Origin of the sequence: Rheinheimera sp. KL1 (assembly GCF_001275035.1) — a bacterium.
In the GTDB taxonomy this organism is placed as follows: Bacteria; Pseudomonadota; Gammaproteobacteria; order Enterobacterales; family Alteromonadaceae; genus Pararheinheimera; species Pararheinheimera tangshanensis.
In genome coordinates this window covers 31,478-50,040 of sequence record NZ_LAMX01000009.1, presented here as the reverse complement: position 1 = coordinate 50,040, position 18,563 = coordinate 31,478, and the positions used below count along the sequence as shown (strand labels likewise).

The following is an 18,563-nucleotide window of genomic DNA, read 5'->3' as shown; positions in this document are numbered from 1 at the left end:
AAGTAGGGGGATGAAGTTATAGGTTTAGATTGGAACAATAGGAGATGCAAGATGCATTGCCCGTTGGGCGAATGCATCCTACGTTTTGTAGGTTGTAATCGCCGAAGGCATTACAACGTTGTGTAATCGAAGGCATTACAACGTTGTGTAATCGAAGGCATTACAACGTTGTGTAATCGAAAGGCATTACAGCGTTGTGTAATCGAAAGGCATTACAACGTTGTGTAATCGAAGGCATTACAACTTATGTTACTCCATCACCCAAGGCTGGGAATACCAGTAGAAATAGCCCTTTTTCGTTAATGATGGCGCTGTGCAGTTGTAGCGTTTATGGCTGGTTTTTAGCTTTTGGCCTGCCTGAGCGCTAAAGGTATCGGGTTTTAGCCAGGTCACTTTAATCGGCTCGCCATTGCTAAAACAATTCAACTGACTGGTTTTAAAATCTGAGTTATCGATTTGCAAAGTTAAAGTCGGTGGATTTGGGCCTTTCACCGGGTCTGCTGCTATATAGTTTTTCACCGGTAAGGCTAATGTTTTCAGTTTAGGTGTGAAGTGTTTTAACGCCGCATACTGGCTGGATGAAGGATAACGTGGCAGGCGGGTCATCAGGCTGTTCAGGCCAACAGCACCGGATTGTTGGCCTATGCCAATAAAACCCAGTTCTTTCACCATCTGCTCCAACTCGACACTAAATTCGCCATAAGGGTAAGCCAGCCATTTATGCTTAATGCCTAATTGCTGTTCCAGCTGAGTTTGTGCCAGCAAAATATCGGTTTTCACTCGTTTCAGCCAAGCCGCTTTGCTTTCGCCTTTATTCGGCACCGCCAGATGATCATGGTAGGAGCTGTGGTTGGCAATAATAACGCCGTCTTTTTGCAGCAGTTTGATTTGTTGCCAGCTCATCACCGGGCCTTCTTTACGGTCTATTAAAGCCGGGCTTAAAAACACTGTATAAGGAAAGCCAAACTGCTGTAAAATCGGATGGGCCTGATGGTAGATGTTGTCAAAACCATCGTCAAAAGTGATGACCACTGCATTATCGGCTGGTTCTTTGCCTTGTTGCAGCTGATCAAGCAAAGTATCCAGCCCTATGACCTGATACTGATTGTCTTTTAAATACTGCAAATGAGTGCGGAATTCTTCCGGCGTCACGCTGGTGGAGCGAGGCGTTTGAGTGCTGACATGATGGTACTGCAGAATAATAGCGGCATGGCTTTGAAAGCTGATGTGAAAGCTCAGCAAAGCAAATAAACAGCACCATAGTTTCATTTCATAACTCCTTTGAAATCAATACAATAAAGGCCACATCAAGTGGCCTCTGTATCTGGTACATAACCTGAATCAATAATAAGAATGCTCACCACGTTGGTGATCAGTCACATCACGCACTGCAGTTAATTCACCGGCAAAACGTTGCAGCAGTTCTTTTTCGATCCCTTCTTTTAAGGTTAAATCGACTTGTGAACAGCCATTACAACCACCACCAAATTGCAGTACAGCGACGCCGTCGTCTGTCAGCTCTACCACTGAAACTCGACCACCGTGGTTGGCTAACTGTGGGTTGATTTCGGCATCAATCACGTATTGCACTTTTTCTTTCAGCGGCGCGTCGTCGTTCACCTTGCGTACTTTGGCGTTTGGCGCTTTTAACGTCAGCTGAGAACCCATCTGATCGGTAACAAAATCGATTTCAGCATCGACTAAAAAGGGTTTACTTTCCGCGTCCACTATCGCCATAAAGCCTTCAAATGGCAGCTGTAAGTCTGTGCTTTCTACCGCGTCGGCAGGGCAGTAGGACACGCCACATTCCGCAGAAACAGTGCCCGGGTTGACCACAAAGACACGAATATGAGTGCCGGCGGCCTGTTTTTCCAGCAGCTTACGAAAATGGCTCTGCGCCTGTTCAGAAATGGTGATCATCGGTAGTACCTGACTAAATTACTAGGTTAATGGCTATGATACTCTGACTTGCTGTGCCTTGCCAGCCCCGCTTGTCGGGCCGGACTTTTTATTGCTAAGGTAGCGGCCAGAAAGGGAGAAGAACAATGTACAAAATAACAACTATCATCAGTGTCTTAGTATTGGGGTTTAGCAGCCAGTTCTCAATGGCAGAACCACAAAGCCCGCAACAATTTTTTGGTTATCCGGTCGGCGAATGGCATTTACGTCATGATCAAATTCAGATGTATTTCCAACAACTGGCCGCTGGTTCAGACAAAGCCCAACTGGAAATTATTGGCCACACCCATGAACAAAAACCTTTGTTACAGCTGATTATTTCATCTCCGGAAAACTTAAAAAAGCTGGAACAAATTCGCTTACAGCATCTGACTCAGTTGTCGACTGGTACTGAACTGGCCGATGATTTGCCACTGATCGTCTGGCTGGGATATGGTGTGCATGGCAATGAATCCAGTGGCCCTAATGCCTCAGTGCAGGTTGCACATCATTTACTGACCAGTACAGATGCTGAAGTACAAGACTGGCTGAAAAACGCTGTTATTTTGATCCAACCAAGTTTAAACCCTGATGGTTTAGAGCGTTTTGCCACCTGGGCCAATATGCATAAAGGCAAATCACCAGTGGCTGATCCTCAAAGTCGCGAGCATATTGAGCCCTGGCCAAACGGTCGACCTAACCATTATTGGTTTGATTTAAACCGCGATTGGCTGCCGTTAGAGCATCCGGAAAGCCGTGCCCGTATCGCGCAGTTTTACAAATGGCGTCCGGCTGTAGTGGGCGATTTTCATGAAATGGGCCCGAACAGTACCTTCTTTTTTCAGCCTGGTATTCCAACCCGCACTTACCCTTTAACACCAAGCGCTAATCAGCAACTAACGGCAAAAATAGCGGATTACCATGCCGCAGCTTTGGATAAAAAAGGCCGTTTGTATTACACCGAGGAAAGTTTTGACGATTTTTATGTAGGTAAAGGCTCAACCTATCCAGATGTCAACGCCAGTGTGGGTATTCTATTCGAGCAAGCCAGCAGCCGTGGTCATCTGCAAGACAGCATTAACGGGCCTTTACCTTTTAGTAAAACTGTGGAAAATCAGTACATTACATCGTTATCAACTCTGCGCGGCTCAGTAGCACAAAAAAATGCGCTACAAAGTTATCAGAAAGCTTTTGTGTTGGAGTCAGAGCGCCTCGCCGCTGATGATGCGACTCAGGGTTATGTCATCGCTGAAGCTGCGGATAAAACCCGTTTAGAGGCTCTGCTGACGTTATTGAAACAACATCAGATCAAAGCTTACCCCATCAATGAACGATGGCAGCACAAAGGCCAGACTTATCAAAAAGGCCAGGCTTATTATATTCCGCTGCAGCAGAGCCAGTATCTGCTGTTAAAAGCTGCGTTCAGTACTCAGACCAACTTTCAGGACAATACTTTTTACGATGTGTCAGCCTGGACTTTACCTTATGCCTTTAATATTGAATTCAGCGCTGTGGGCCGTAAACCCTCAGGTGTGGCAGAAGAGCAATGGTTGCCGCAGCCAGAATCCGTGTTAATGCCATCGGCCGGTGCTTACGCTTATGCCTTTGACTGGGCCGATCAAAAGGCGCCTTTGCTCACGCAGGCGCTGTTGGAGCAAGGGGTAGTATTACGAGCGGCCAGCAAGCCTTTTTTTGCTAAGACTGCGGATGGAGAACAAGCTTTTAGTGCCGGAGCTATCATCATTGCCGCGGGTTTACAGCAGCACAACAACTGGTTTGAGCTTTTAGGTAAAGCTCAGCAAAAAGCAGGGTTAGCTATCACTGCCCTTACTTCGGGTTTAACCGCCAAGGGCCAGGATTTAGGCAGTAATGGTTTTGTGCCTGTGACTAAGCCAAATGTGCTGCTGGTAGCTGGCCCTGATGTCAATTCCACTGAGGCAGGCGAAGTTTGGTTTAATCTGGAAAAACTGGCGGGGGTATCGCCAAGTTTAATCGAACCACAGCGTTTAGGTCGGGTCGATTTATCCCGCTACACTCATATCATTTTGCCGGATGGCAGTTACAACAGCTTGCAGCAAAAAGAGCAGCAATTGCTGAATCAATGGGCGAAACAAGGTGGCGTGTTATGGGGCCATAAGGGCGGCGCAGCATTTCTGGTGCGCTCTGGTTTGCTAAAAGCTAAAGCCTGGAACTCAGCCGATATGAGTATGCTGATTGCTGATCAAGGTTTAAGTTATGCCGATAAAGAAAGTCTGGCTGGTCAGCGTCGCATTGCCGGTGCTATTTATCAAACCCAACTGGATTTAAGTCATCCTTTAACTTTTGGTCTGTCGAATAAAAACCTGCCTGTGTTTAAAAACGGCACTTTTTTATTAGCGCCCAGTGAAGAGCCTTTTATCAATGTGGCTTTGTACACTGATAAACCTCAATTGGCGGGTTATACAGCACCTGAATACGTCAGCCGTATCGCTGAAGGTGCGGCAGTCGTTGCGCATAATCATGGCGAAGGCCGTGTTATTGGCATGACAGATAACCCGGTGTTTCGTGGTTACTTTGTGGGCTCCAGCCGTTTGCTGATTAACGCTTTGTACTTTGGCAAAATGTTCAGCGCCGAATCCTCAGATGGTGAAGGTGAAGACGCCAACGAAGACGAAGCTCATTAGAAAACCTGGGTGATGGCCAGAGTCCAGACGCTGACGGTCTGGACTCCTTTGGCTTTGAGCAAAGCGCTCAGATAATCCAGCGTGGCTCCTGTGGTGATCACATCATCTACTAATGTGATATGAGCAGGCAGAGGGCGTTCCTGCAGCTGAATTTTTCCTTTTAAATTCGCCAATCGCTCTTTGCGCTTGAGTCCAATCTGATGAGGCACTAAATCCGGGCTCTGAAATAAGCTGACACAAGGCCTGTGCCAGGCCCTGGCAAGCTGCTGCGCCAGTAGTTTGGCCTGATTAAAGCCTCTTTCCTGTAATCTTTGGTTGGATACCGGCGTATAGCTGATGCAGTCCGGCAATGGCCCGCCTTGCTGTTGATAAAGTACAGCGCGCTGATACAGCAACTGGCATAACAACTCACCTGCAGCATGATGCTGTTGAAACTTCCACTGACTGATCCAGTGCCGATAAGGTTGCCTGTACCAACTTAAGCTATAAAGACTGTCAAATTTAGGGCGTTTTAAACCTTGTGCGACTTGTGGTAATAGCAACGCATTCTGGTCAACCCAGCTTAAATCCAGACTGGGTAAATGCGCATGGCAAAAATCACAAAGCTGGGTTTGCGGCTGCTGCACCTGCATCTGACACCACAAACAACAATTGGGTGCCAGTCTATGCACCAGTTGCTGCCATAAAGTCGCTTGCATCAGCATCCCTGCTTTGATAAAAGGCCAGACATAACAACAAGTATGGTCGAACGAATGAATGAACAACTAAAATTTAGCCAAAACCCACTAGTGTTCCTGCATGGCTGGGGATTAAATCATCAGGTTTGGTCACAACTGATGCTGGCATTACCAACAGAGCTGGAGATCCATACCCCCGATTTACCAGGTTTTGGTTTGTCTCCTTGCCCTGCTTCTTATGATATCGATAGCGTTTTGGCCCAATTGGCTGAGCAAATCCCGGCTCAAAGTACAGTGGTGGGGTGGTCTTTAGGCGGTTTATTGGCGATAGCCTTAGCCAGCCGTTATCCCGACAAAGTGAAAAAACTGGGCTTAATTGCCAGTTCGCCCTGTTTTATGGCGAAAGAGAATTGGCCTGGTATGGAAAGCAGAGTGATGCTGCAATTTGCGGGTCAATTGCAGCAGGATTTGGCGTTAACAGTGGAGCGGTTTCTGGCGATCCAAGCGATGGGCAGCAGCACCGCCCGCCAGGATATTAAGTTATTAAAGCAAGCGGTGTTAAGTTTGCCTTTGCCTTGCGCTTTGGCGTTACAAGGTGGGTTGGAGTTATTGGCGACTCTTGATTTGCGGCAAGAATTTGCCGCTTTGCCTCAGCCTGTTTTTAGTATCTTAGGGCGTTTAGACTCTTTAGTTCCTGTTGCTATTGCCCCTTTATTGCAAAAGTTACAGCCTGGGATCCAGATCGAAATACTGCAAAAGTCTTCGCATGCGCCTTTTATTTCGCATCAACAGGAGTTTATTTCCCTATTACAGCCCCACTTATCCGCTTAAATCTTCACTAAATTAGATAATTCTGCATTTTGACGGCAAATAATTGCCGTCAGGCTTTCGTTTTGCTGAGAAATGGCTAATAATTATGCAGTTCAACAAATGTGTTCACTGAGTCAACGAGGTCATGATGGAAATCAGTTCAGCCTTTACGAGCGGTTTTCAGGGCTTTCAGCGTGCATCTGACGCTGTGACTGAAGCGACCGTAAATATAAATCAGCAAACTGCTCGCAGCAGTAATCAACGTGCACTGGAAACTCCGGTTGAGCCAAGTACTAGCCCATCCATAGAGCAAAGTCTGGTAACGTTATCCAATGAACAAATAAACGCAGAAGCTAATCTGAAGTCAGTAAAAACTGCAGATGAGATGTTAGGTTCTATTATTGATTTAAGGGTGTAAATACGCTTTATGTTATTAACTTCGAATTACCCAAATGTGCCTTTGCACACTGGTAATCCGGCCCTGGATATGGCCCGGCGCGATAACTTGCGCCGTGAAGTTATTGAGCCTGTTGCAGCCATGGAAAGAGCGGCTGCTGAAAAAGGCCTGATGGCTGACGAAAAAAGCCGTAACGGCAGTAGCTCTACCCCCTCCACTTATGAAGACGTCAAAAGCAAAGGTTTGGAATATCGTCAGGCTGTGGTTGAAAAAGATCCACAATCTGGCTCTGAGCAAGAAAAACAAAGCTCTTCCGGCGAAGAAAAAGATGATCCTCAGCAACAAAAAGAAGAGCAAGCTGAACAAAAACGTATCGCTGAATTAAAGGCCCGAGATCAGGAAGTCAAAGTCCACGAACAAGCTCACTCTGCTATTGGCGGTCAGTATGCTGGTGCTCCAAGCTATGAATACGAAACAGGCCCTGATGGTCAGCAGTATGCTGTAGGAGGGGAAGTTCAGATTGATGTATCTGAAGTGCCAAATGACCCACGCGCTACCATTCAGAAGATGCAACAGGTCAAAGCCGCTGCTTTGGCGCCTGCTGAACCTTCCAGTGCAGATCGTGCCGTAGCTGCTCAGGCTAGTCGCACTTTAATGGAAGCTCAGGCTGAATTAGCTGCAGAAATTGGACAAATGGCCAGAGCAGGCTCTGAACAGCTAGCCGGAGGCTCCGCAACTGAATGGGAGCCTTTTGAAACGTCGGTAAATAATGAAGCCAATGATTTTATTCCAGCGGATTTTCAATCGTTGCAGCGCGACCCTTTAATGTCGATGCGCTCTGAGGTGATTTCTGGTTTTTACGCCAAAGCAACTCAACCGGCAGAGCGGCCTCTGCTGCAAATGGCCTGAAAACCAAACCGCTGACACAGATAAAAAAGGCCGGAATAATCCGGCCTTGTTTTTAGGTAAATCAGAGTTACTTTTTAAACTTGGCAAAAGCCTGAGCAAAGGCATTGCCCATAGCGGCATTAGGGACTTCAGCTGTTTTGACTGGTTTAGCGGCTTTCGCTGAACCCGCAGCCGAAGAACGCGAAGCCTCTTTTCCAGCACTACCAGCGCCTTTGGCCGCAGGTTGTTCGTCCATCCGCATGGTCAGTGCTATACGTTTACGATCCAGCTCTACTTCCAGTACCTTCACTTTGACTATATCGCCAGCTTTGACCACCTGATGTGGATCAGACACAAATTTGTCGGTTAGCGACGAGATATGCACTAAACCGTCCTGATGCACACCTATATCGACAAAAGCGCCAAAGTTGGTGACGTTAGTGACGACGCCTTCCAACAACATGCCCGGCTTTAAGTCGGCCATGGTTTCGACGCCTTCTTTAAAGGCCGCTGTTTTAAACTCAGGACGCGGGTCACGGCCCGGTTTATCCAGTTCTTTAATTACGTCTTCTACCGTAGGCAAACCAAAATGCTCATCAACAAAGTCAGCTGGATTCAGGCTTTTTAAGAAGGCGCTATTGCCTAGTAATTGTTCTATCGGTTGGCCAAATTTCGCCAGAATTTTTTCCACTAAAGGATAGGCTTCAGGGTGAACTGAAGACGAATCCAGCGGATCCAGGCCTTTGTTAATCCGCAGGAAACCAGCAGCCTGTTCGTAAGCTTTAGGGCCCAAACGCGCGACTTTGAGCAAGTCTTTACGCTGTTGGAAACGACCATGAGTATCACGGTACACCACAATGTTTTGTGCCAGCGTTTTGTTTAAACCCGCAACACGAGCCAATAAAGGCACGGACGCCATATTTAAATCCACACCTACAGCGTTTACGCAGTCTTCGACTACAGCGTCCAGTGACTTGGCCAGCAAACTTTGGTTAACGTCATGTTGGTACTGGCCCACACCTATAGCTTTAGGCTCCACTTTTACTAACTCTGCCAGAGGGTCCTGTAAACGGCGGCCTATGGATACAGCGCCACGTAAGGATACATCCAGATCCGGGAATTCCTGTGAGGCCAGCTCAGAGGCTGAATACACTGAAGCTCCAGCTTCAGACACCATAATTTTGCTGATGTTTTGCTCTGGCAGCAGTTTAATCACATCGGCGGCTAACTTATCGGTTTCGCGTGATGCGGTACCGTTCCCAATAGCTATCAACTCGATTTTATGTTGTTTAGCTAAAGCAGCTAAAGTGCGGACGGATTTGTCCCAGTGATTTTGTGGCGCATGCGGGAATATAGTGGTTTGATCCACCAGTTTGCCGGTTTCATCAATAGCCGTGACTTTCACCCCAGTGCGCAGGCCAGGGTCCAGCGCTAATGTGGCACGCATACCAGCAGGCGCTGCCATTAATAAGTCTTTTAAGTTACGGGCAAATACCTTGATGGCTTCTTCTTCGGCCTGTTCGCGGAGTTCGCCTAATAAATCGTTTTCTAAATGCAGGTGTAATTTCACCTTCCAGGTCCACTGCACCACAGTACGGAGGAAATCGTCGGCAGCGCGGCCTTGTTGGCGAATGTCAAAGTGATTAGCGATCATCTGCTCACAGACGGCGTGAGCTGAAGCATCGTCGGCGTCAGGTTGTAATTGCAGGTTTAAAATACCTTCGTTACGGCCACGAAACATCGCCAAAGCCCGGTGTGACGGTACAGTTTTAAAGGCTTCTTTGTGTTCAAAGTAATCGCGGAACTTAGCGCCTTCCTGCTCTTTGCCTGTGACCATAGAGCTTTTCAGCACAGCGTTCTGGCTTAAATGACGACGTAATTTCGCCAGCAAAGCTGCATCTTCTGCAAAACGCTCCATCAGAATATATTTCACGCCATCCAGTACAGCTTTGCTGTCAGCAAAACCCGCTTCTGCATTGAAGTAGCTGGTAGCTTGTTGTTCAGGCACTAAAGTTGGGTCGTTAAATAACGCGTCTGCTAAGGGTTCTAAACCTGCTTCAATCGCAATCTGGCCTTTGGTACGGCGTTTGGCCTTGTAAGGTAAATATAAATCTTCTAAACGGGTTTTATTGTCAGCAGCTAATAATTCCTGCTTTAACTCTGGTGTCAGTTTGCCTTGCTCATCTATGGTTTTGATAATGACCTGACGTCTGTCTTCCAGTTCCCGCAAATAAGTTAAGCGCAAATCTAAATTACGCAACTGGGTATCGTCCAGGCCACCTGTTACTTCTTTCCGGTAACGGGCGATAAAAGGCACAGTAGCGCCTTCGTCCATCAACTGTATAGCTGCTGCAACCTGCTCTGGGCGTGCTGAAATTTCCAGAGCAATTTGTTTAATGATCATAGACATAACTTAAAGCTTCCTTAGCGGCTGGCTGCTGTAATTCTATTCAGAGCCAGGCTGGTTCTTTTCAACTGCGGCAATTGTCCACTGTTAAGGCTAAAAAATCCAATAGCAAAACGTCGAAGCGTATTTTGTCTGCACTGAATGGCTAACTGAGCCAGCTCAGTACTTTAGCTTTCCAACTAGCGTAGGGAGCAAAACGCACCGGAAGTTCAGGCCAAAGCGGACGTTTTAATACAGACTTCAAATGGCTAAATTGTTCAAAGCCTGCTTTGCCTGAATACTGACCCATGCCGCTGGGTCCTACACCACCAAAGGGAAGTTCAGATACCGCCATAAACATCAGCACATCGTTGATACACTGACTGCCACTGCTGATCCGCTCCACCCATTGTTGTTGCTGTGAGCTGTTATTACTAAATAAATAGGCCGACAGCGGCTTATCACGTTGTTGCACAAAACGCACCGCCGCATCAAAGCCGCTGACTGTCAGTACAGGCAAAACAGGGCCAAAAATTTCCTCTGTCATCAGACTGCTATTAAGCGGCGGATCCAACACTAAGGTCGGACTGAAATACAGCTGGTCTATATCCACCGCGCCACCACAATAAACTTCAATGCCATCCAGATAACTTTGTACACGCTGCAGGTGGCGTTGGTTAATGATTCGGCCATAGTCAGGGCTGAGTTTTGGATCGCTGCCATACATCTGCAGCAACTGAGCATGAATTTCCTGTAACAGAGGTTCTGTGATGTCTTTATGCGCCAGAATATAATCTGGTGCTATACAGGTTTGTCCGGCATTCAGCCACTTACCCCAGGCAATACGCTGGGCTGTTAGTTTTAAGTCTGCGCTACTGTCGACATAAACTGGGCTTTTGCCACCCAGCTCTAAAGTGACAGGGGTTAAATGCTCTGCGGCGGCACGTAATACAATTTTGCCAACCTGACCATTGCCCGTGTACATAATATGATCAAAAGGCAACTTCAAAAGTTCTGTGGTCTCTGTTACACCGCCTTCCACAATCACTACAGCCTCTTTATCCAGATACATAGGCAGCAAGCGGGCTATGATGGCCGAAGTAGCGGGTGCAAGCTCTGAGGGCTTCACCACTGCACAATTACCAGCGGATAACACAGCCACTAAAGGCGCTAATGCCAACTGCAGCGGGTAGTTCCAGGCGCTAATAATAAGGACTGAACCGTATGGTTCTGGTTGAATAAAGGCCATAGAAGGGAAAGTGCGAAGCCCGGTACTGACTCTTCGAGGTCTGGCCCAACTCTTTAGCTTTTTCAGGCAATGCTTTATATCTGTATGCAGATAATTGATTTCACTCAGTAAAGCCTCAAAAGCAGGTTTTGCCAGATCTTGTTGTAAAGCCTGTAACAGCTCAGCTTCGTGTGTGGTCAGCAGCAGTTGTAGTTGCTTCAATTGCTGTTTACGCCAGCTCAGATTTTTAGTGATGCCGCTGGAAAAATACTGCTGTTGTTGACTCAAGACTTGCTGATACATGACGCTCCTTAACCTTGTTGTTGGGGATACCAGATTTTGTTGATCCACCATTCTTTGATGCCGGTGGGAGTTGGCACTTGCACTTCCTCATCTGCCTGTTTTTTGATTAAAGCCCGGGCCATAGGAGAATCAATAGAGATATAGTCGTTGCGACCATAAATTTCATCAGGCCCTACGATACGAAAGGTCAGTTGTTCACCCTCGTCATTTTCAATCTCAACCCAGGCACCAAAAAACACCCGACCATTTTGCTCCGGGGAGTAATCCACAACTTTTATGACTTCCAAACGCTTGCGTAAGTACCTGATCCTTCTATCTATTTCACGTAAAAGCTTCTTGTTGTATTGATAGTCAGCATTTTCGCTGCGATCGCCCAAACTGGCCGCCCATGCTACTTTAGCTGTGGTATCGGGGCGTTTTTCCCGCCATAAATTGTTTAATTCCTGTTGCAAGGCTTCATAACCCTCGCGAGTGACTAACTCTGTTTTACTCATGCTGTCCGGTGATTGATAAAAAAGACGCTACTTTGGGCTGACTTTATAACTATTTCACAGCCAAGTGGAAAGAGACGCGGATTAATTTCAACAGTTAATACAAAACATCAATCAAACACCGTTCCTTCAGATATAGGAAGATAAAGATATAAGCTTATATTAATCATTTAGTTATATCTGTTTTTGAAAAATTTTTAAATTATTTCATTACTGTCATTTAGATGTAACAAAAATATGCTATGCGATTTTGTTCGGGCCAACTATAGTGAAAATGTGCTTAACAAAGGAGGCCAACAATGAAAGCAAAATTAACAGGTCTGATAGTCCTTGCGATGGCTTTAGTGATGACAGGCTGCAGCTCTACAGCAGATTACGCTTATGTGATTGATCAGAAGACCTTAGAAAAACAGGAAAACTCCACCCGACTGAGTGCTCATACCGGTCATGTGGTGTGGATGAACCCACCACTGCGTAAAGTAGAGAAGGTGCAACCTGAACAACCTGAATAAAAAACTGACAAACTTTGTAACAACTGAACCCGGCGCATGCCTCCATGCTCCGGGTTTTTCGTTTATAGTGGGCATCATTTGTGGAGGGATTGGTATGCTCGGACAAGAAACAACAAAAATTTTAGTCGTTGATGACGATATGAGATTACGTTCTTTATTAGAACGTTATCTGGTAGAACAAGGTTATATTGTCCGTACCTCTGCGAACTTTGAGCAGATGCAGCGTTTAATGGAACGTGAAAACTTCCATTTGGTGGTGCTGGATCTGATGTTACCGGGCGAAGATGGTTTATCCATTTGCCGCAAGTTGCGCCAACAGGAAAATGAAATTCCTATCATTATGCTGACTGCCAAAGGCGACGAAGTGGACCGTATTATTGGTCTGGAAATGGGCGCTGACGATTACCTGCCTAAACCTTTTAATCCGCGTGAATTATTAGCCCGCATTCGTGCTGTATTACGCCGTAAATCAAAAGAATTACCTGGTGCGCCTGCAGTGGAAGAGAGTCAGGTGAAATTTGGTCCTTTTGTGTTTAATCTTGCTACCCGCGAAATGCGTAAAGGCGAAGAGCTGATGCCTTTAACCAGCGGTGAATTTGCGGTACTTAAAGTGCTGGTCACACATGCCCGTGAGCCTTTGTCACGGGATAAGTTAATGAATATGGCCCGTGGCCGTGATTATTCGGCTATGGAGCGCAGTATAGATGTGCAGGTGTCCCGCTTGCGCCGTATGTTGGAGGACGACCCAACTAACCCACGTTATATTCAAACCGTCTGGGGTTTGGGTTATGTGTTTGTACCTGACGGCGCAGTCAGCTAAATGCGTTTGTTTCCGCGCAGTGCTTTTGGTCAGACCGTCTTTCTGATTGGTATTTTGTTGCTGATTAATCAGCTGGTGTCGTATCTGTCCGTAGTGTATTACGTGATTAAACCCAGCTATCAGCAAATTAACCATCTGATTGCCAAACAAATTAAAGTCGTTTTTATCGACGTAGAGCATAACGACGTGCTGCTGTCGGAAGAGCTGACCAAAAGATTCCAGCAGGCGACGGGCATTGAAGTCTACACCGATGCCACTGCGCCTCTAAATGGTTTAAATGACGCCAGCTATTACCCTTACTTCTCTGACGAAATGTCCATTGAGCTGGGAGGGCCGGCCGAAGTGCGCATAGCGCAAAACAGTAGTTATGCCTTTTGGGTGAAGCCGCCTCAGGCGCCACAGTATTGGGTCAAAGTACCTTTAACGGGTCTGGATGAGACCGATTTTTCACCGCTAAAAATTTATGTCTTTGTGATTGGTTTTTTAAGTGTGGCTGGGGGCTGGTTGTTTGCCCGTCAACTGAACAGGCCATTACAGGGATTACAGCAAGCTGCACTTAAAGTAGGGCGGGGTGAAATGCCAGAGCCTTTACCTGAGCATGGTTCTACCGAGATAGTAGCGGTGACTCAGGCTTTTAACCGTATGGCTAAGGGCATCAGTCAATTAGAAAAAGACCGGGCCTTGTTAATGGCCGGTGTGTCGCATGATTTGCGTACCCCTTTAACCCGTATTCGCCTGGCCAGTGAAATGGTGAGTGAGCAGGACAGTTGGATTAAAGAGGGTATTGTCAGTGATATTGAAGATATGAATGCCATTATCGATCAGTTTATTGACTACATTCGCCACCACAAGGAGGAAGCACTGCACGAAGATGATTTAAACCTGCTGGTGCAGGAGCAAATCAGCGCAGATCGACTGCAAAAACGCGAAATTAATGCCAGCTTGTACGAACCTTTACCTCTGGTACCGCTGCGCCGTATTGCGATTAAACGAGTGCTGAACAACCTGATTGAAAATGCGCTGAAGTACTCAGATGGTGCTATTGAAGTCAGCACTGGTGTAGAGCGCGCCAGCCGTAAAGTCTATGTACAAGTGCGTGATCACGGCCCTGGTATTCCTGAGCATGAAATGCAGCGTATGTTTGAACCTTTTGCGCAGGGCGATACAGCCCGTGGTAGTGGGGGGTCAGGTTTAGGTTTGGCTATTATCAAGAAGATTGTCGATATGCACCATGGTCAAATCAGTATGCATAACCATGCTTATGGCGGATTAGTGGTGACTGTGTATTTGCCTTTGACCAAAACGGCATAAAAAAAGGCTCCGCAATGCGGAGCCTTTTTTAATCAAATCAAGGTCAAAAAAACATTAAGCTACTTTTGGACCTGCGTTGCGGATTGCATCAGATACATCGTATTTCTTAAAGTTGTTGGCAAACTCAGCGGCCAGTTTGTGGGCGTATTGATCATAAGCTGCTTTGTCTGCCCAGGTATCTCTTGGGTTCAGCAGATTACTATCCACACCTGTCACTTTTAACGGTACATTCAGATTTAACTCTGGTAAGTGCACAGTTTCAGCTGCCGCCAATTCACCTGAGACGATAGCGTCGATAATGCCACGAGTCGTCGGGATATCAAAACGCTTACCTACACCATGTGGACCGCCGGTCCAGCCCGTGTTGACTAAATACACTTTGCTGCCGAATTCACGCACACGTTTGATCAGCAATTCTGCGTACACACCAGCTGGGCGTGGGAAAAATGGCGCACCAAAACAGGTAGAAAACGTGGATTCAATAGCAGAAGTTGAACCAATTTCGGTTGAACCTACTTTGGCCGTATAACCACTTAAGAAGTGATAAGCAGCTGCTTCTTCTGACAGGATAGAAACAGGTGGTAACACACCACTGACATCACAAGTCAGGAACACTACAGCTTTAGGTTCACCAGCACGGTTTTCCAGCACACGTTTTTCGACGTGAGCTAATGGATAAGCGGCGCGGCTGTTTTGCGTCAGGCTGGCGTCTTTGTAATCTGGCGTACGGTTCGCATCTAACACCACGTTTTCCAAAATAGTACCGAAGCGGATCGCATCCCAAATCACAGGCTCGTTTTTCTTCGACAGGTCGATACATTTAGCGTAGCAACCACCCTCAATGTTAAACACTGAGTTAGGCGCCCAACCGTGTTCGTCATCACCAATCAGGAAACGCTTAGGGTCCGCAGACAAAGTGGTTTTACCAGTGCCTGACAAACCAAAGAATAAGGTGGTGTCGCCTGCTTCACCCACGTTGGCCGAGCAGTGCATAGGGAGTACACCTTTGGCTGGCAACAGGAAGTTTTGTACTGAGAACATGGCTTTTTTCATTTCGCCGGCATAACGCATGCCCGCTAATAACACTTTGCGTTCTGCAAAGTTGATCATCACAGTACCGTCACTGTTGGTACCGTCACGCTCTGGATCGCATTCAAACGAAGGCACGTTCAGAATTTGCCAGGTTTCTTTGCCTGACTTGTTCCACTGTGATGGAGTGATAAAAAGATTTTTGGCAAAAATATGTTGCCAGGCGGTTTCCGTAGTCACCGTCATCGGAATATAGTGTTCCGGGTCCGCACCTACTTCAAGGTGAGAAACAAAATGTTCTTTAGTCGCTATAAAGTCGCTGACACGAGCCCAAAGTGCAGAAAATTTGACCGGATCAAAAGGACGGTTGACGTTGCCCCATTGAATATGCTGCTCTGTACTGGCTTCTTTGACGATAAAACGATCGGTAGGTGAGCGACCAGTTCTATGACCGGTTTTAACCACCAAAGCGCCGTTGTCCGCTAATACACCTTCATTACGACGAATAGCGTGTTCAACTAAATCAGCCACTGTTAAATCGACATGGCGAGTGATTGTAGAGGTCATTGTAGGGTGACTCCTTGAGGTACGTAGGTCGGTAAATTTATGGTTTTTAATAGGGTTCGGACGGATTGTACTTCATTTAGGTGGTGCAAAACACCCTGCAAGAGCGGGTTTTGTTGGAAATTTAGATAAAAAATGAAAACTTACAAGGTGGGTTACAGTTTTGATTTGTTGGCTTCGGAGCTAGGGCTAGCCCAGCTCCGATTAGCTGTTCAGACTAGAACTTATTCAATAATAAGGACAATTCAGCACTGTCAAAGTGGTAAGTACTGTTGCAGTAGTCACAACTGATGTCCAGTTTACCTTCTGCTATATGTTCTTCGATCACTGCTTTGCCCAAACTGATAATAGCGGCTTCGCATTTTTCGCGTGAGCAGCCACAAACAAAGCGGATTTGCTGTGGTGCAAACAGCTCCACTTCTTCGTCGTGATACAAGCGGTGCAGCATCTGTTCAGTTGGTAAATTCAGCAGTTCGTGACTTGTAATGGTATCTGTCACTATCACTAAATCATTGAAATCCTGTTTGGCTTTGTCAGGGTCAACCGGCAATACCTGTAACAATAAACCCGCAGCGCGGCTATTATTTTCGGTCAGATCGGTAAAGAGATATAAACGGGTCGGCAATTGTTCCGACTGAGCAAAATATGCTTCTAAGGTTTCCGTCAAGCTGTCGCCCGTCAGTGGGATAATGCCCTGATAACGTTCGCCTTGTTTTGGCGTAATAGTGACCAGCATATAACCTTCACCAATCAGATCACGAAAACCTGTGGCGCCAATTTCCGCCTGCAGACGGGCTACACCACGAAACTCCTGTTCTGCTGTGCCGTTCACTGCAGCAAAACGCACAGGCCCATCGCCTTGTAACTGCACCGCAATATCGCCATCCAATTTTAAGGTGGCCGTCAGCAAGCTTGTGGCCACCACCAGCTCGGCCAGTAATTGCTTCACCGGGTAAGGGTAGTCATGGTTTTGCAGCATTTGTTGCAAACTATCGGAAGCGTAAGCGATTTCGCCTCGTACATCGCGTTGACTAAATAAAAAACGAACTAACAGATCTTGATTCATAACAGTACCTTAAGACTTAAGATTGCTGAGCTTTAATCAGCAGCAACTGGCGACGCATTTTTTTATCCGGTTTGGTTTCAGGATGTGGTGCAAATAGCAAATTCATTTTGCGTAATTCAGCTCTTTCCTGCTTCAATTTTACGCTATCTTCCGTTTCCTGATACAGAGCCTGAGCTAGAGGGGCCGCAAGTCTTTTTTCAGACAAAGCCAGAACTATCACAGTTCGTTCGTCCGTGCCTTGTGTCAGTTTAATGGTGGCACCAAGCTCGACCGTTTTGCTGGCTTTACAACGTTGGCCATTATAATGAACTTTTCCACCTTCGATCATGTCTTTTGCCAGCGCTCTTGTTTTATAAAAGCGACAAGCCCACAGCCATTTATCTAAACGTAATATAACTGTGGTAGGCTGGTTTACTGATTTATCCACGCCTGTTCTCCGCTGCAAGTGAACATAAAGTATAGTCCCTGACTCTGTCGAAAGTCAGAGGTATCGGAATTGTGATATGTAGGCTTGTTGAGGACAAAACAACTGGGTAAGATGCAATGAGTTTTGTAAAAGAATTATTAAAGAATGAATTGGCTTGCTTCCACCCGACCTGCAGTTGAATGGCTTACCCGTCTGCCACAACAGCGCCTGAATCTCTGGCTGACCGGAGTTCTTGTGCTGCTGTTTTGTTGGCTATTGGCTAAATTAAGTTGGCAACTTCTGCCTGCGCCGAAAGCTGAACCTATCAGTGCAGCTGTGACCGCCCAAGCAGCGGGCGCGCCGGATTTAAAGCTCTTGTTAGCAGCCAGTTTATTTGGTAAAGCTGCAGAAAAAGCCGATGCTCCCCCTGTTGCTGTGCCATCTTCAGCCCCTAAAACAACGTTGAATGTCAAACTGACCGGTGTGGTGTCTGTGTCAGGTAAACCAGAGCAAGGTTCTGCCGTTATAGAAAGTCAGGGCAGTGAACAAACTTATGGTGTGGACGATAAAATAGAAGGCACCAGTGCCATCTTAAGTCAGGTGTTTGAAGACAGAGTATTGCTCAGAGTGTCGTCCCGCTTTGAAACTTTGATGCTCGACGGCATAGAGTATCAGCAAATGGCTGCGCAAAATGGCGGCTTGCAGGAAGTAGATTATCAGCCTCTACCCGAACCTATGATGGAAGGGCCTCAGCCAGCACTTGAAGAACTGGCAGATGTGCGTAAAGAAATGATGTCGGAGCCAATGAAGTTTTTTGACTATATTCGTGCTTCGCCTCAATACCGCAATGGTCAACTCTATGGTTATCGGGTGATGCCTGGAAAAGATCCTGAATTATTTGAACGTATGGGCTTAAAAGCCAATGATGTGGCTGTTGAAATTAACGGCACTGCGCTGAATGATATGCAGCAAGCCATGATGGTGATGAATGAATTACGTGAAGCAACTCAGGCTTCAATTAAAGTTGAACGTGACGGCCAGACCAGAGACATCGTCTTTAGTCTGTCACAATAA

Annotated in this window: 17 protein-coding genes; 8 read left to right on the top strand and 9 right to left on the bottom strand. The window is 46.6% G+C overall.

Annotated features, from left to right (window positions below; genetic code table 11):
- Window positions 1-249: 249 nt before the first annotated feature.
- Both WH43_RS03795 and nfuA read right to left on the bottom strand, forming a co-directional pair.
- A complete protein-coding gene (locus WH43_RS03795) occupies window positions 250-1,269 on the bottom strand; it encodes a polysaccharide deacetylase family protein (RefSeq protein WP_053423326.1) in 1,020 nt (339 codons plus the stop codon).
- 72 nt (window positions 1,270-1,341) lie between these two features.
- Window positions 1,342-1,920, bottom strand: a complete 579-nt coding sequence (nfuA, locus tag WH43_RS03790) for a Fe-S biogenesis protein NfuA (protein ID WP_053423325.1) — start codon at window positions 1,918-1,920, stop codon at window positions 1,342-1,344.
- A gap of 125 nt (window positions 1,921-2,045) precedes the next feature.
- Between nfuA and WH43_RS03785 the strand changes: the two genes are divergently transcribed.
- Window positions 2,046-4,601, top strand: coding sequence for a M14 family zinc carboxypeptidase (locus WH43_RS03785; RefSeq protein ID WP_053423324.1), 2,556 nt, complete (start codon window positions 2,046-2,048; stop codon window positions 4,599-4,601).
- Here WH43_RS03785 and WH43_RS03780 read toward each other — a convergent pair.
- Entirely contained in the window at window positions 4,598-5,299 is a 702-nt protein-coding gene (locus tag WH43_RS03780) for a ComF family protein (RefSeq protein ID WP_152342777.1), read from the bottom strand. The genes WH43_RS03785 and WH43_RS03780 overlap by 4 nt on opposite strands.
- 54 nt (window positions 5,300-5,353) lie before the next feature.
- Here WH43_RS03780 and bioH point away from each other — a divergent pair, with 54 nt between their 5' ends.
- From bioH to WH43_RS03765, 3 genes are all read left to right on the top strand, one after another.
- A complete protein-coding gene (bioH, locus tag WH43_RS03775; protein WP_053423322.1) occupies window positions 5,354-6,109 on the top strand; it encodes a pimeloyl-ACP methyl ester esterase BioH in 756 nt (251 codons plus the stop codon).
- Between the two features lie 124 nt (window positions 6,110-6,233).
- Entirely contained in the window at window positions 6,234-6,506 is a 273-nt protein-coding gene (locus tag WH43_RS03770; protein WP_286049447.1) for an excinuclease ATPase subunit, read from the top strand.
- A 9-nt stretch (window positions 6,507-6,515) separates the two neighbouring features.
- The gene (locus WH43_RS03765) at window positions 6,516-7,394 is read left to right on the top strand and encodes a putative metalloprotease CJM1_0395 family protein (protein ID WP_053423321.1); all 879 of its coding nucleotides are present in this window, start codon (window positions 6,516-6,518) and stop codon (window positions 7,392-7,394) included.
- A 67-nt stretch (window positions 7,395-7,461) separates the two neighbouring features.
- On the opposite strand, the gene WH43_RS03760 is transcribed toward WH43_RS03765, so the two are convergent.
- The 3 genes from WH43_RS03760 to greB all read right to left on the bottom strand — a co-directional run bounded on the left by WH43_RS03760 (window position 7,462) and on the right by greB (window position 11,784).
- Window positions 7,462-9,783 (bottom strand): Tex family protein, encoded by a 2,322-nt coding sequence (locus tag WH43_RS03760; RefSeq protein ID WP_053423320.1) that lies wholly within the window; start codon window positions 9,781-9,783, stop codon window positions 7,462-7,464.
- Between the two features lie 142 nt (window positions 9,784-9,925).
- A complete protein-coding gene (locus WH43_RS03755) occupies window positions 9,926-11,290 on the bottom strand; it encodes an aldehyde dehydrogenase family protein (protein WP_053423319.1) in 1,365 nt (454 codons plus the stop codon).
- 8 nt (window positions 11,291-11,298) lie between these two features.
- On the bottom strand, window positions 11,299-11,784 hold the full coding sequence (gene greB, locus WH43_RS03750) for a transcription elongation factor GreB (protein WP_053423318.1): 486 nt from the start codon (window positions 11,782-11,784) through the stop codon (window positions 11,299-11,301).
- A 296-nt stretch (window positions 11,785-12,080) separates the two neighbouring features.
- On the opposite strand from greB, the gene WH43_RS03745 reads away from it, so the two are divergent.
- The 3 genes from WH43_RS03745 (at window position 12,081) to envZ (ending at window position 14,424) form a co-directional block, all read left to right on the top strand.
- Window positions 12,081-12,293, top strand: a complete 213-nt coding sequence (locus WH43_RS03745) for a hypothetical protein (protein ID WP_053423317.1) — start codon at window positions 12,081-12,083, stop codon at window positions 12,291-12,293.
- Window positions 12,294-12,387: 94 nt separating this feature from the next.
- Complete coding sequence (ompR, locus tag WH43_RS03740; protein ID WP_053423316.1) at window positions 12,388-13,113, top strand: osmolarity response regulator transcription factor OmpR; 726 nt, start codon at window positions 12,388-12,390, stop codon at window positions 13,111-13,113.
- Window positions 13,114-14,424, top strand: coding sequence for a two-component system sensor histidine kinase EnvZ (gene envZ, locus WH43_RS03735; RefSeq protein ID WP_053423315.1), 1,311 nt, complete (start codon window positions 13,114-13,116; stop codon window positions 14,422-14,424).
- Window positions 14,425-14,478: 54 nt separating this feature from the next.
- On the opposite strand, the gene WH43_RS03730 is transcribed toward envZ, so the two are convergent.
- The 3 genes from WH43_RS03730 to hslR form a co-directional block, all read right to left on the bottom strand.
- Complete coding sequence (locus WH43_RS03730) at window positions 14,479-16,020, bottom strand: phosphoenolpyruvate carboxykinase (RefSeq protein ID WP_053423314.1); 1,542 nt, start codon at window positions 16,018-16,020, stop codon at window positions 14,479-14,481.
- Window positions 16,021-16,234: 214 nt separating this feature from the next.
- Window positions 16,235-17,083, bottom strand: a complete 849-nt coding sequence (gene hslO / locus WH43_RS03725) for an Hsp33 family molecular chaperone HslO (RefSeq protein ID WP_053423313.1) — start codon at window positions 17,081-17,083, stop codon at window positions 16,235-16,237.
- A 16-nt stretch (window positions 17,084-17,099) separates the two neighbouring features.
- Window positions 17,100-17,510 carry a ribosome-associated heat shock protein Hsp15 gene (gene hslR, locus WH43_RS03720; RefSeq protein ID WP_053423312.1) on the bottom strand — a complete coding sequence of 137 codons (411 nt, stop codon included), beginning with the start codon at window positions 17,508-17,510 and terminating at the stop codon, window positions 17,100-17,102.
- A gap of 144 nt (window positions 17,511-17,654) precedes the next feature.
- Here hslR and gspC point away from each other — a divergent pair, with 144 nt between their 5' ends.
- On the top strand, window positions 17,655-18,563 hold the full coding sequence (gene gspC, locus WH43_RS03715; protein ID WP_053423311.1) for a type II secretion system protein GspC: 909 nt from the start codon (window positions 17,655-17,657) through the stop codon (window positions 18,561-18,563).

Coding starts and splice junctions, on each gene's coding strand:
- envZ (WP_053423315.1), top strand. CDS start 13,114: ATGCGTTTGTTTCCGCGCAGTGCTTTTGGTCAGACCGTCTTTCTGATT.
- bioH (WP_053423322.1), top strand. CDS start 5,354: ATGAATGAACAACTAAAATTTAGCCAAAACCCACTAGTGTTCCTGCAT.
- WH43_RS03785 (WP_053423324.1), top strand. CDS start 2,046: ATGTACAAAATAACAACTATCATCAGTGTCTTAGTATTGGGGTTTAGC.
- WH43_RS03795 (WP_053423326.1), bottom strand. CDS start 1,269: ATGAAACTATGGTGCTGTTTATTTGCTTTGCTGAGCTTTCACATCAGC.
- WH43_RS03780 (WP_152342777.1), bottom strand. CDS start 5,299: ATGCAAGCGACTTTATGGCAGCAACTGGTGCATAGACTGGCACCCAAT.
- WH43_RS03765 (WP_053423321.1), top strand. CDS start 6,516: ATGTTATTAACTTCGAATTACCCAAATGTGCCTTTGCACACTGGTAAT.
- greB (WP_053423318.1), bottom strand. CDS start 11,784: ATGAGTAAAACAGAGTTAGTCACTCGCGAGGGTTATGAAGCCTTGCAA.
- WH43_RS03730 (WP_053423314.1), bottom strand. CDS start 16,020: ATGACCTCTACAATCACTCGCCATGTCGATTTAACAGTGGCTGATTTA.
- WH43_RS03745 (WP_053423317.1), top strand. CDS start 12,081: ATGAAAGCAAAATTAACAGGTCTGATAGTCCTTGCGATGGCTTTAGTG.
- ompR (WP_053423316.1), top strand. CDS start 12,388: ATGCTCGGACAAGAAACAACAAAAATTTTAGTCGTTGATGACGATATG.
- gspC (WP_053423311.1), top strand. CDS start 17,655: ATGAATTGGCTTGCTTCCACCCGACCTGCAGTTGAATGGCTTACCCGT.
- hslO (WP_053423313.1), bottom strand. CDS start 17,083: ATGAATCAAGATCTGTTAGTTCGTTTTTTATTTAGTCAACGCGATGTA.
- nfuA (WP_053423325.1), bottom strand. CDS start 1,920: ATGATCACCATTTCTGAACAGGCGCAGAGCCATTTTCGTAAGCTGCTG.
- WH43_RS03760 (WP_053423320.1), bottom strand. CDS start 9,783: ATGTCTATGATCATTAAACAAATTGCTCTGGAAATTTCAGCACGCCCA.
- WH43_RS03755 (WP_053423319.1), bottom strand. CDS start 11,290: ATGTATCAGCAAGTCTTGAGTCAACAACAGCAGTATTTTTCCAGCGGC.
- WH43_RS03770 (WP_286049447.1), top strand. CDS start 6,234: ATGATGGAAATCAGTTCAGCCTTTACGAGCGGTTTTCAGGGCTTTCAG.